Genomic DNA, 12,447 nt, shown 5'->3' on the forward strand with positions numbered 1-12,447 from the left:
TTTCAACCCGCCCAGCCTCGACAGTTGCCTGCTGCAAGTCAAGGAACGGCGAAGAACCGATTGAAACAGTCTGCAACAAGGGCGGCGCCGGGCTCGTCATTCAGGTGCAAATGATGGCCGCCAGGCAACTGTTCACGGCTAAAGGGTAGACGCTCCAGTAATTGCGGATGTTGCGCCAACATGCCGTCCGCGGCGACCACCAGCCGGGTCGGGCAACTGATGCGCTGGACGAAAGCCATCGCCTGCTCTTCGGTCAAACGCAGCGGCGAAGCCAGAGTCAGACGGCTGTCGCTGCGCCAGGTATAGCCGCCCGGTACCGGCATCAGCCCGCGCTGGGCGAGCAACTCCGCCGCTTCCCGACTGACCGCCACCAAGCCTTTCATGCGTGCTTCGATGGCGCGATCGAGGGTGCTGTAGACCGGTTTACGTTTGTCCTGCAGATCCAGTTGTGCTTGCAGGGCCATGCCCATTCGTTCGGCAGCATTGTCGCTTTTTGCGGTAGGAGGAATGACCCCGTCGATCAGCGCCAGATGGCTCACGCGCTCCGGCAGCGCGCCGGCCAGCACCAGCGATACGATCGCCCCCAGCGAGTGCCCTAGCAGGGCAAAGCGCTTCCAGCCCAGCTGCTCGGCAACTTGCAGCACGTCGTAGGCGTAATCCCATAGTGCGTAACTGGCGCCAAGTGGCCGATGCCCGGAATGACCATGCCCGGCCATGTCCAGCGCGACGATGCGCAATCCCGAGAGCTGGGGCGCCAGCCGCGCGAAGCTGTTTGCGTTGTCCAGCCAGCCGTGCAAGGCAATCACCGGCAAGCCGTCTTCGGGACCAGACATGTGCGCGGCCAACTCGATATGCGGCAGGCTCAGGCGAACTTCTTCAACCGGGATTTTCATGCGCAATTTCGCTCCCTGCGGCTTTCCCAGCGACTGAACAGATTCTTCAGCAGCGTGGCGGTGTCCTGTGGGCGCTCGAGGGGAAACATGTGCCCGCCGGGCATGGTCAGCGACTCACCATGGGGCAGGCGCCCGACCGAGCTGGCGTGATGGCGCATCACCACCCTGCTCTGCCGGCCGCGGACCACCGCCAACGGCACTTTCAACTGCCGTGTGCGACCCGGGCTGGTATGTGGGACGCCACGGTAAATGCTGATTTCCGTCGCCGGATCGAAACTCAAGCGCAGACGATCGCCGACCTTGTGCAATCCGTGCTGCAGGTAAGCGTCGAAGCATTCCGGATCGAAGCCGCGAAACAGGGTTTTCCCGGCGAAGTAATGGCGCGCGGCTTCCAGATCGGCGAACTCTTCCCGTCGCCCCAGGGTGCGGCCAGCCGGGGTCAGCCGATCGATAAAACCAAAGCGCTTGGCTGCGCGGATCACCCACTGATCGGCGCGGGTCAGCACCGGAGAATCGAGCATCACCACCCCGCGATAGAGCTCTGGGCAGCGCAACGCCGCATGCAGGTGCAGCACTCCACCGAAAGAATGGCCGACACCCCATACCGGCTCAGGCTGTTGCTCGAGGTGATGAATCAACTCATCCACCAGGTTCAACCAGTTGTCGTCCACCGGGAAACGCGGGTCGTGGGCGTGTTGCTGCAGATGGGCAACCTCATATTCGGGCGCCAGCGCGGCGAATAACTTGCCGTAGGTGGCCGAAGGGAAGCCATTGGCGTGAGCGAAAAATATCTGCGACATACCGGCCAATCCATAAACGAAATCAGGCGTTGATTGTCCGCAAGCCGCTGAAGAACAGCAATGACCGTAACTGCCAGGAGTGATGACAGTCCTGCCGCGACCATTTCGACCGGATACCTGTTAGTTCTGACAGTTGACAGCAAATCGATGCAAGCGAATAAAGGAACCTCGCGACGATCATCAAGCTCGAAGTCGCCGCCACGGAGCTGTCCATGCTGCATGCGCACACCCCGACACTCAAGGTGATCGATCCTCGCAGGCTTGCCTTGCGTGCTGTGGCCTATCACCGTGGCTCGACCCTTGAGGCCCGCATCTCCCGACAGACCTGCGATGCTGCCGGGCGAGCCACCCACAGCCGCGACCCGCGACTGTTCAAGCTTCTTGAGAGCGAACCGCAGGCCCGGGCCAATCTTTCCAGGGTGTTCAGCCTGTCGGGCAGCGTCCTGCTGAGCGACAGCGTGGATGCCGGCTGGCGTCTGAGCCTGGCGGGAGAAGCCGGGCAATGGCTGGAAAGCTGGGACCAAAAACTCAATCACAGTCGCCTCGACTATGACCGCCTGCTGCGGCCCATGATGGGCTATGAACAGCCAGCCAACGAGCCGGAGCGGCGCAGTGCGTGTTTTACCTATGCCGAACCCACGGATGAGTCTGCTCGCCGCAACCAGTGCGGCCAGTTGATTCGCCATGACGATACGGCCGGCACCCAGCATTTTCCCGAGTTCAGCCTGGCCGGCGCGGCACTTGCACAGACCCGCTATTTCCTCGACGACTATGAAACTTTGGCGCACTGGCCAGCAGCAGTGGCCGACCGCGACCTGCTGCTGGAAACCAAGGGCGCCACCACCCGGTTCAGCTACAACGCCGCGGGCGAGGCCTTCAGTCAGACCGATGCGCAAGGCAACCTCCAGTCGTTCAGCCAGACCATCGCCGGGCAGTTGCACGAGACTCGGCTGAAACTCGCCGAAGGCTCTGCCCTGACCCTGATCAGCGCGATCCAGTACAACGCCTTCGGCCAGATCGAACGGCAAACCGCCGGTAACAAGGTCGTCTCCTGTGCCACTTATTCAGCGCTGGACGGTCGACTGCAACAGCTCAAGGCCCAGGTTCCCGGGCAAGCTGCGCTGCAGGATTTGCGCTATGGCTACGATCCGGTCGGCAACCTTCTAAAGGTCAGGGACGCTGCCCAACCGGTCCGTTACTTTCGCAACCAGCGGGTCGAAGCGCTCAACACCTACGAATACGACACGCTGTATCAACTGACCAACGCTACCGGTCGTCAGGCGATCAACGGCCTGATCGGCCCGCCGTTGCCGGCATTCCAGTCGCCGGCCGACCCCGGCCAATTGGAGAACTACAGCCAGAGCTTCAGCTACGATCCCGGCGGTAATCTGGACGTGCTGGTGCACACCGCCGCCAGCCAGAACCAGACCCGGCGCCTCTCCACTTCGACGTACAGCAATCGCAGCCTGCCCGAGAAAGCGGATGGCGGACTGCCGACGGAAGCCGAGATCGCCGCCGGATTCGATGCCAACGGCAACCCGACGCTGCTGCAACCCGGCCAACCGCTGGGGTGGGATGTGCGCAACCAGCTGTGTCGGGTCGATCAGGTGGTGCGTGAAGAGAGAGCCAATGATGCCGAAATCTACCTCTATGACGGCTCTGGACAACGGCAACGCAAGATCCGCAGCGCCTACACCGGCACGCTCACTCGCACCCACGAAGTGCGCTATTTGCCGGGGCTGGAGATTCGCACCTCGTCCGATGAAACCCTGTACGTCCTCACCGTACAGGCCGGGCGCAGTACGGTGCAGGTGTTGCATTGGGAAAAAGGTCGGCCACCGGGCATTGCCGACCATCAGCAACGCTACAGCCTGAGCGATCACCTGGGATCAAGCACCCTGGAGCTGGATGAAAATGCCGCCCTGATCAGCCAGGAATGGTTCTATCCCTACGGCGGAACAGCCTGCTGGGCCGGCCGCGACAAGGTCGAAGCCAGTTACAAGACCCTTCGCTATTCAGGCAAGGAACGCGATGCCACGGGGCTGTATTACTACGGGTTCAGGTATTACGCGCCGTGGTGGCCGCGCTGGATCAACCCGGACCCGGCGGGGGCCGCGGATGGCTTGAATCTGTATGCCATGGTGCATGGCAATCCGGTGGGGAACGTGGATCTGCAAGGTTTGACGAGCACATGGTCAGAGATAGCGATGGCTGCCGGGGCAAGCATGGCACGAGACGGGTTAGCGACGGCAGTAGCCGTAACAGCTCAATATTATGCAACCGAAGGACTCAAAAACTTGCCCGTTGACGCTGCAACGATTGCAGCAACATCAATGACTGGCGCGATATTGGGTGGAGCAGCTTCAGCTCACCTGGGCGCTGGGTTGGGTGCCAATTACATGGCTTCAACCCGTTTCGGCAACAATAGGACGGCTAAAAAAGCAGGAGCGGTCCTCGGCGGTTTGGCAGGGGGACTCCTAGGCGCCCTCCCCTCAGCTATTGGCTACTTCACTGCCATGGCAAGTTTGACAACCTCAGAACCAAAGCCCAATCAGGTGGCCATCTTGCAGATCGGACTCGCTGTGAACGCAGCCATACGCGAACCTATTCAGCGGACTATTGCGGAATTCGGACCAAACATTACCTGGAATTCCCGACCACCATTGAACGGAACAGGAGCTGGAGCCTTATTTTACGGGGCATCACTGGCCGGTATAGGGGCCGCCGCACACTCATTGCCAGCGCTAGTCAAAAGTATTGCCGGAGACACCATGGGCGAAGCCCTCGGTGCTCTCGGCGGAACAGTGGCACGCGGATTCCATTCTGACGCAATCTTTAAATCCGGTACGAACACACTCACAAATCCTCTCTCGCAATCCACCAGGAAAGGTACGGCACACGGCATTGCTACACGGACTTTCGGCTCAACTACAGTTATCGGTTTGGGGATGGTTGTCGGGTTAACCGGACTTGATTCGAGCTCTATGGCGGGAGAAATTGTTGATCGCGTACTCGGGACTCACACCGAGGCACGAGCGTTGGCGGGTTCGTATGTGCTGGACGGCTATCATGAGCTGAACTACTCAAGTGCAGATATCAATGGTGATCCTGCCACCATGCGTTCGCGCTCACAGTGGAGAATAGATGACGTGGTTGCATCAAATGAAATAGAAATGACCAGTGTCCGCAGAGTAGATAGTTTTTCGACCTTAGCCCGATCGAACTCTGCCGTTATGTACTAGAGCAAATGTTCACGCCGGCAAAGCCCGTTGGCGTTGAATCACAACAAACCGTCTTCTTGATGTTGAAGCGATTACGCCACAAAAAGAGTCGCCGCCACGGAGCTGGCCATGCTGCATGCGCACACCCCGACACTCAAGGTGATCGATCCTCGCGGGCTCGCTGTGCGTGCTGTGGCCTATCACCGTGGCTCGACCCTTGAGGCCCGCATCTCCCGACAGACCTACGATGCTGCCGGGCGAGCCACCCACAGCCGCGACCCGCGACTGTTCAAGCTTCTTGAGAGCGAACCGCAGGCCCGGGCCAATCTTTCCAGGGTGTTCAGCCTGTCGGGCAGCGTCCTGCTGAGCGACAGCGTGGATGCCGGCTGGCGTCTGAGCCTGGCGGGAGAAGCCGGGCAATGGCTGGAAAGCTGGGACCAAAAACTCAATCACAGTCGCCTCGACTATGACCGCCTGCTGCGGCCCATGATGGGCTATGAACAGCCAGCCAACGAGCCGGAGCGGCGCAGTGCGTGTTTTACCTATGCCGAACCCACGGATGAGTCTGCTCGCCGCAACCAGTGCGGCCAGTTGATTCGCCATGACGATACGGCCGGCACCCAGCATTTTCCCGAGTTCAGCCTGGCCGGCGCGGCACTTGCACAGACCTGCTATTTCCTCGACGACTATGAAACTTTGGCGCACTGGCCAGCAGCAGTGGCCGACCGCGACCTGCTGCTGGAAACCAAGGGCGCCACCACCCGGTTCAGCTACAACGCCGCGGGCGAGGCCTTCAGTCAGACCGATGCGCAAGGCAACCTCCAGTCGTTCAGCCAGACCATCGCCGGGCAGTTGCACGAGACTCGGCTGAAACTCGCCGAAGGCTCTGCCCTGACCCTGATCAGCGCGATCCAGTACAACGCCTTCGGCCAGATCGAACGGCAAACCGCCGGTAACAAGGTCGTCTCCTGTGCCACTTATTCAGCGCTGGACGGTCGACTGCAACAGCTCAAGGCCCAGGTTCCCGGGCAAGCTGCGCTGCAGGATTTGCGCTATGACTACGATCCGGTCGGCAACCTTCTAAAGGTCAGGGACGCTGCCCAACCGGTCCGTTACTTTCGCAACCAGCGGGTCGAAGCGCTCAACACCTACGAATACGACACGCTGTATCAACTGACCAACGCTACCGGTCGTCAGGCGATCAACGGCCTGATCGGCCCGCCGTTGCCGGCATTCCAGTCGCCGGCCGACCCCGGCCAATTGGAGAACTACAGCCAGAGCTTCAGCTACGATCCCGGCGGTAATCTGGACGTGCTGGTGCACACCGCCGCCAGCCAGAACCAGACCCGGCGCCTCTCCACTTCGACGTACAGCAATCGCAGCCTGCCCGAGAAAGCGGATGGCGGACTGCCGACGGAAGCCGAGATCGCCGCCGGATTCGATGCCAACGGCAACCCGACGCTGCTGCAACCCGGCCAACCGCTGGGGTGGGATGTGCGCAACCAGCTGTGTCGGGTCGATCAGGTGGTGCGTGAAGAGAGAGCCAATGATGCCGAAATCTACCTCTATGACGGCTCTGGACAACGGCAACGCAAGATCCGCAGCGCCTACACCGGCACGCTCACTCGCACCCACGAAGTGCGCTATTTGCCGGGGCTGGAGATTCGCACCTCGTCCGATGAAACCCTGTACGTCCTCACCGTACAGGCCGGGCGCAGTACGGTGCAGGTGTTGCATTGGGACAAAGGTCGGCCACCGGGCATTGCCGACCATCAGCAACGCTACAGCCTGAGCGATCACCTGGGATCAAGCACCCTGGAGCTGGATGAAAATGCCGCCCTGATCAGCCAGGAATGGTTCTATCCCTACGGCGGAACAGCCTGCTGGGCCGGCCGCGACAAGGTCGAAGCCCGCTACAAGACCCTTCGCTACTCAGGCAAGGAACGCGATGCCACGGGACTGTATTACTACGGGTTCAGGTATTACGCGCCGTGGTGGCCGCGCTGGATCAACCCGGACCCGGCGGGGGCCGCGGATGGCTTGAATCTGTATGCCATGGTGCATGGCAATCCATTGAGATATGTCGACATACAAGGTCTGAGCTTATCTGAAGCCGCGCAGGCAGGAGGAGCTTCGCTGCTTCGTGAAACCGCTGCGGCGACGGTGGGCGCTGGAGTCAGATACGGCACAACAGCGTTACTCAACTATTTGAATCCCGTGAACTGGGCATTGACCCTGGCCGGTGCGCTCATCGGCGCAGTAATGGGTGCGTTGGTCGGTGCGGGCGTGGCGAATTGGGCCCAGTCGAACACCGGGGGACACTCTTCAAGCAGCTCTCGTCAATGGGTCTGGACAGCCGTTGGGGCAATCCTCGGCGCATTGATTGGTGCTGCGCCTTCGCTCATCGGTCATTTCACCGCTCCTGGAATCAACAGTCCGGCCATAGCTACGATCGCCAGCCTTCCAGGCAGCTTTGCCCGGGAGCTGACCTTCCAAAGCCTCAACCACCTTGGCCCGACCAACCCATGGGACCGCTTTCCCGAACTACACATCTTTGTACTGGGTGCCTTCGCCGCTATGGTCGCCGCGGGTACGGTGGGAGCTGCCGGGGGACTTCTGCTGCCAGCCAATGACTTCAGCGTCAATCACGCCATCGAAGGCATTGTTGTCGCCGGGGTAGCTACAGGCAGCGGGGTGGCAGCATCCTCGGCCGTGCGAGCTGCAAGTACCAAGTCGACGTTCAAGAAAGGCAGAGGCGGAGGGCCCAAGGTCAACGGAACCAAACTGCTTATCGGCACTGCAACCCGTGGCACATTCGCAACGCTTGGCCAACTGATCGGCATGCCACTGGCAGAGGTAATCAGCGCCTCGGGCCCCATATTGGGCAACGCACTCACGCGAAGCATCACCAGCGGAATCGGTGGCAACCGCCTGGCAGTTAAGACTGCGGTGGATTCAGGGTTGAGTGGATTCACCTCGCAGAACACCGCAGAGTTTTCTCACGACATTGAAATGCCTGACATCACTGGCACCGGGGTCACCGGCACACAGGTGCCCACCTCTGCCGCAGAAAACACAATGGGCCCAAGCGATCCGCAGGTCATCCATGGGTTCAGTGTCACCGAACCGCGCCGCGGGCAGCGATGCTATTCGCTCTAGCCAACATCCCCCGGACAACTGCCGGGCTGGCATGGCTGCAAGACGTCTTTACTGCCCCGGCGCAAGCTGCCCCAGCGGCACCACTGCCATGGTCAGCCGCGACACGCAGCTGGCCTTGCCTTCGTCGCTGCTCAGGCGGATGTCCCAGACATGGGTGGTGCGACCGATGTGAATCGCTCGCGCCACTGCCGTCACCCGCCCGCTGCGCAAGCCGCGCAGATGATTGGCGTTGATCTCAAGCCCTACGCAATAGAACTTGCTGGCATCGATGCACAGATAGCTGGCCATGGAGCCGACAGTCTCGGCCAGTACTACCGAAGCGCCGCCATGCAGCAAACCATAGGGTTGATGGGTGCGATGGTCGATCACCATGCTCGCGCTCAGGGACTCTTCATCAAAGGATTCGAAGCGGATATCCAGCACTTCGCCAATGGTGTTTTTCTGGATCGCGTTCAGTTGCTCTATGTTGGGAGCGGTACGCCATAGACTCATCGCTACATCCTTAATTGGTTTTATTCGCATCAATCCTGCCACAGCACCACTCCGCAACGCTCGCTCCATTCCTGGAAGCGTGCGCCGTAGGTGGCCTCGATCACATTGCGTTTGATCTTCAAGGTGGGCGTCAGGAAACCGTTTTCCACAGCCCAACTGTCGTTCACCACCACCAGTCGACGCAAGCGTTCATGTTTGTCGAGCATGCCGTTGACTTCTATCAGCAAGGTTTCCAGGCTAGCGTGCAAACCCTTGCGGCCGGCACTGGTGGCATCCTGAAGCCCGACCGCCGACAGCACACACAGTCCTAGCGGCGCGCTCAGCCCATCACCGACCACACACACCTGCTCGATCCGCGAATGCACCGCCAGGAGATTTTCAATCGGTGCCGGGGCAACGTATTTGCCTTTGCTGGTCTTGAAGATTTCCTTGAGTCGCCCGGTCAGGCGCAGATTGCCTTCGGCGTCTTGCTCGCCCTTGTCGCCAGTGCGCAGAAAGCCGTCTTCGGTAAGGGTTTGAGCAGTCTTCTGCGGGTCCTTGTAGTAGCCGAGCATGGTGGCTGCGCTGCGCACCTGCACTTCACCCGCCTCGTCGATCCGCACTTCAACTCCCGGGCAGGGTGCGCCGATCCAGCCTGGTGTGTGCTGACCTGTCCGACCGACGTGGGAATAACCGCAATTCTCGGTCATGCCATAGACCTCCAGCACATCCAGGCCGAGCCGCTGGTACCACTCGAGCAAAGTCTGCGGCACCGGCGCGGCGCCGGACAAGGCGATGCGCAAAGCATCCAGGCCCAACCCGGCGAGGACTTTGTGCCCTACCCGGCGGCCAATGATCGGCAAACCCAGCAGAAAATCCAGGCGTTTGGCGGGCATCTTGCTGTAAACGCCCATCTGGAATTTGGTCCAGATCCGTGGCACACCGAACAGCGCGGTCGGCCGGGCGCGCTTCAGATCGGTCAGGAAGGTGTCCTGGCTCTCGGCAAAAAACACCGTTTGCCCGCTATAGATCGACGCCAGTTCGACAAACATCCGTTCAGCCACATGGCACAGCGGCAGGTACGACAGCAGCCGATCCGACTCCCCCAGGCCAAACAATTTCGTGCCCTGGGTGGTGGCGAAAGCTAGATTGGCGAAACTGTGCATCACGCCTTTTGGCATGCCCGTGGTGCCGGAGGTGTAAATGATCGTCGCCAGTTGCCTGGCAGCGGGCAGCGGGTCGTCCTGGATCGGTGAACTGCGTTGCAGGTCGGCCCAACAGTAATCAAACGAGCCTTCGGGACAAAGCGGCAGACTGATGGTCGGCAAGTCGCCGCGGATCCCGGAGGCCATGCCCGGCCAGTCATCGAGCTTTCCGATAAATACCAGCAGCGACTGCGAATGCTCCAGCACTTGCGCAACCGAGTCGGCCGTCAGGTTGGGATACAGCGGGACAGACACATGCCCGGCCATCCAGATCGCCAGGTCGGCGATGATCCAGTGCGCGCAGTTTTTTGAAATGATTGCGATGTGGCTGCCTTGCGGCAACTCCCGCGCGCGCAACCAGTGGGCCGCGCAGCGGGCCTGGTAACCGACGTCGGACCAACTCAGGGTTTCGACCTGCCCGCCTCCCTGTGGCTGGACCAGGAAACGTTGGAGGGGATGATGAGCTTCCCGCTCGTAGAACACTTCCAGCGGCAAACGAAAAGCGGCAGACATGCCATGCGCTCCCTTTTTGTTCTGTGTGGCAGAAAGCGTAGTCAACCAAGCAACTGCTCGGTCGACTATTTCACAGACATAGGACGGAGATTGGCAGTGTTGCGTAGAAAAAGATCGCAGCCTTCGGCAGCTCCTACGCCGAATCAGGTGTACGCAAAACCTGTAGGAGCTGCCGCAGGCTGCGATCTTTTTGCATTCCCCCAGGCATTCGAGGAACGCGGTCAGGGATGTTTGATGCTCTTGAGCGTCATCAACCCCGCCAGTGGCCAGTCACCTTCCAGCTCGACCAGGTCGGCGGTGCCCACCCGCTGCGATTCGCGCCAGTGGCCGTGTTGCAGATAGGCAATCAGGTTGCTGACCAGCGGGTTATGGCTGACCAGCAGCACGTTGTCCAACGAGTCGAGCTCATCCACCACCGCCGGCGGATCGTGGTCGGGAATCAGCCACTTCACGGTGCGGACCTCCGGCTCGAAGCCCAGGGCTTCGCGCACCAATTGCGCGGTCTGCTGCGCCCGTGTGTAAGGGCTGGCGTAGATCGCGCTGATCGGTTGGCCGATGAGCTGCGCGGCGCTGCTCAGCACTTCCTTGCGGCCATTCTCGGTCAGGTTACGCTCGGCATCACTACGGGCGTGGGGCTCGGCTTCGCCGTGACGCAGCACCCAGAGCTTCATAGCTTCGGCTCCTCATCCCGAACCGGGTGCGGTGCCGGTGGCACGGCATGCGGTGCTTCGCCTTCCGGTGTACGCGGGGTCGGCCAATCGGCGAATGGCCAGGGTTTCTGGTCGCTGTGAAAACTGCCGAAGCGCCCGATCTGCGCCAGGAACTGGCTCAGGCTGTCGCCGAAGTTCATCAGACTGGCACTCGGTGCACCGTAGATCAGCCGGTAGATGAGCTGCACCAGCACCACGGCGCCAAGCATGAATTGCGCCACTTGCCAGACCAGCACGTACACCAGCATCCACAGGACGCGCAGCAAAATGGACTCATACCTGGCTTCGGTTATTGCGGATGGATCCTTCGGATCGTTCATGTCTCGCTCCTTTCCTGCTCAGTTGAAACCACTGGTGGAGATAAAGTCGACATCGGTTTTCGGTTCGCCACGCATCAACAACTCGATCACCTGGTTGAGCGTGCGCCCTTCAAACAGAATCGCATGCAATCCGGCGACCAACGGCATATACACCCCGACCTCCTGAGCCTTGGCCTTGAGCACCTTGAGCGTGTTCACGCCCTCGGCGACTTCGCCCAGACGCGTTACCGCATCCTCCAGGCTCAAGCCCTGGCCCAGGGCAAAACCCACCTGATAATTGCGACTCTTGGGTGAAGAACAGGTGACGATCAAATCACCGACCCCGGCCAGACCAAGGAAAGTCATGGGATTGGCGCCCTGGTTCACCGCGAATCGGGTCATTTCCGCCAGCGCGCGAGTGATCAGCATACTCTTGGTGTTTTCACCCATGCCCAGGGCTACCGCCATGCCGGCGATGATCGCATAGACGTTCTTCAATGCACCGCCCAACTCGACACCAAAGCGGTCGGCACTGGCGTAGACGCGGAAGGTACGGCCATGCAGCGCCTCCTGGACGCGTTGGCAGAGCTCCTCGTCTTCGCTGGCGACCACGGTGGCGGTCAGCGCATGTTCGGCAATTTCCCGAGCCAGGTTCGGCCCGGACAACACGCCGATTCGCGCTTGGGGAGCGATTTCTTCGAGAATCTCGCTCATCAGCTTGAAGGTGTGCGCCTCAATGCCCTTGGTCAGGCTGACCAGCAATTTGCCGCTCAAAAGCTCGGCGTGAGGGGCCAGCACCGAGCGCAAGGCGCTGGACGGCAATGCGACAAAGCACAGATCGCAGTCGGTCAGGGTCGCCAGCAAGTCCGTGACCGGTTCCACCGTCGGTTGAACCTTGATGCCTTTGAGGTAACGCGGATTCTCGCGGTTGACCCGAATAGCCTCGGCCTGTTCCGGGTCACGCATCCACAACCGCACACCCAGTCCATTCTCGGCCAGCAGATTGGCCACGGCGGTACCAAAACTTCCGCCTCCCAGGACCGCAATAGGGCGCTGTTCAGTCATATGCAATCCATTAATCCATAGCAGTGGCGATGTCAGCATTATACGGGGCAGTCCTCAGGCGGCCAGCCCTGCGATCAATTACTGACAAATGTCCGGATCTGACGGTTTCAC

Annotated in this window: 9 protein-coding genes; 2 read left to right on the forward strand and 7 right to left on the reverse strand. The window is 60.6% G+C overall.

The window, feature by feature from the left end; genetic code table 11:
• Positions 1 to 38: 38 nt before the first annotated feature.
• The gene (locus AC3IUA_RS20690) at positions 39 to 893 is read right to left on the reverse strand and encodes an alpha/beta hydrolase (RefSeq protein ID WP_489356768.1); all 855 of its coding nucleotides are present in this window, start codon (positions 891 to 893) and stop codon (positions 39 to 41) included.
• On the reverse strand, positions 890 to 1,693 hold the full coding sequence (locus AC3IUA_RS20695) for an alpha/beta fold hydrolase (RefSeq protein ID WP_489356769.1): 804 nt from the start codon (positions 1,691 to 1,693) through the stop codon (positions 890 to 892). The genes AC3IUA_RS20690 and AC3IUA_RS20695 overlap by 4 nt, the downstream gene beginning before the upstream one ends.
• A gap of 212 nt (positions 1,694 to 1,905) precedes the next feature.
• On the opposite strand from AC3IUA_RS20695, the gene AC3IUA_RS20700 reads away from it, so the two are divergent.
• Together AC3IUA_RS20700 and AC3IUA_RS20705 are read left to right on the forward strand one after the other, a co-directional pair.
• Complete coding sequence (locus AC3IUA_RS20700; protein ID WP_489356770.1) at positions 1,906 to 4,935, forward strand: RHS repeat-associated core domain-containing protein; 3,030 nt, start codon at positions 1,906 to 1,908, stop codon at positions 4,933 to 4,935.
• A gap of 108 nt (positions 4,936 to 5,043) precedes the next feature.
• Positions 5,044 to 8,073 carry an RHS repeat-associated core domain-containing protein gene (locus AC3IUA_RS20705; protein ID WP_489356771.1) on the forward strand — a complete coding sequence of 1,010 codons (3,030 nt, stop codon included), beginning with the start codon at positions 5,044 to 5,046 and terminating at the stop codon, positions 8,071 to 8,073.
• 48 nt (positions 8,074 to 8,121) lie between these two features.
• Here AC3IUA_RS20705 and AC3IUA_RS20710 read toward each other — a convergent pair whose 3' ends face one another.
• The 5 genes from AC3IUA_RS20710 to AC3IUA_RS20730 all read right to left on the reverse strand — a co-directional run bounded on the left by AC3IUA_RS20710 (position 8,122) and on the right by AC3IUA_RS20730 (position 12,336).
• Positions 8,122 to 8,565, reverse strand: coding sequence for a hotdog fold thioesterase (locus AC3IUA_RS20710; RefSeq protein ID WP_489356772.1), 444 nt, complete (start codon positions 8,563 to 8,565; stop codon positions 8,122 to 8,124).
• A gap of 29 nt (positions 8,566 to 8,594) precedes the next feature.
• A complete protein-coding gene (locus AC3IUA_RS20715; protein ID WP_489356773.1) occupies positions 8,595 to 10,262 on the reverse strand; it encodes an AMP-binding protein in 1,668 nt (555 codons plus the stop codon).
• A gap of 221 nt (positions 10,263 to 10,483) precedes the next feature.
• The gene (gene sixA, locus AC3IUA_RS20720) at positions 10,484 to 10,933 is read right to left on the reverse strand and encodes a phosphohistidine phosphatase SixA (RefSeq protein WP_489356774.1); all 450 of its coding nucleotides are present in this window, start codon (positions 10,931 to 10,933) and stop codon (positions 10,484 to 10,486) included.
• Positions 10,930 to 11,292 carry a DUF4389 domain-containing protein gene (locus AC3IUA_RS20725; protein WP_489356775.1) on the reverse strand — a complete coding sequence of 121 codons (363 nt, stop codon included), beginning with the start codon at positions 11,290 to 11,292 and terminating at the stop codon, positions 10,930 to 10,932. The genes sixA and AC3IUA_RS20725 overlap by 4 nt, the downstream gene beginning before the upstream one ends.
• Before the next feature lie 18 nt (positions 11,293 to 11,310).
• The gene (locus tag AC3IUA_RS20730) at positions 11,311 to 12,336 is read right to left on the reverse strand and encodes an NAD(P)H-dependent glycerol-3-phosphate dehydrogenase (protein WP_489356776.1); all 1,026 of its coding nucleotides are present in this window, start codon (positions 12,334 to 12,336) and stop codon (positions 11,311 to 11,313) included.
• Between the last annotated feature and the right edge of the window lie 111 nt (positions 12,337 to 12,447).

It is taken from the genome of Pseudomonas sp. KH_050 (assembly GCF_057838875.1).

Bases quoted from the DNA above. Each gene is read 5' to 3' on its own strand.
- AC3IUA_RS20730 (WP_489356776.1), bottom strand. From the start codon at position 12,336: ATGACTGAACAGCGCCCTATTGCGGTCCTGGGAGGCGGAAGTTTTGGT.
- sixA (WP_489356774.1), bottom strand. From the start codon at position 10,933: ATGAAGCTCTGGGTGCTGCGTCACGGCGAAGCCGAGCCCCACGCCCGT.
- AC3IUA_RS20710 (WP_489356772.1), bottom strand. From the start codon at position 8,565: ATGAGTCTATGGCGTACCGCTCCCAACATAGAGCAACTGAACGCGATC.
- AC3IUA_RS20700 (WP_489356770.1), top strand. From the start codon at position 1,906: ATGCTGCATGCGCACACCCCGACACTCAAGGTGATCGATCCTCGCAGG.
- AC3IUA_RS20705 (WP_489356771.1), top strand. From the start codon at position 5,044: ATGCTGCATGCGCACACCCCGACACTCAAGGTGATCGATCCTCGCGGG.
- AC3IUA_RS20725 (WP_489356775.1), bottom strand. From the start codon at position 11,292: ATGAACGATCCGAAGGATCCATCCGCAATAACCGAAGCCAGGTATGAG.
- AC3IUA_RS20695 (WP_489356769.1), bottom strand. From the start codon at position 1,693: ATGTCGCAGATATTTTTCGCTCACGCCAATGGCTTCCCTTCGGCCACC.
- AC3IUA_RS20715 (WP_489356773.1), bottom strand. From the start codon at position 10,262: ATGTCTGCCGCTTTTCGTTTGCCGCTGGAAGTGTTCTACGAGCGGGAA.
- AC3IUA_RS20690 (WP_489356768.1), bottom strand. From the start codon at position 893: ATGAAAATCCCGGTTGAAGAAGTTCGCCTGAGCCTGCCGCATATCGAG.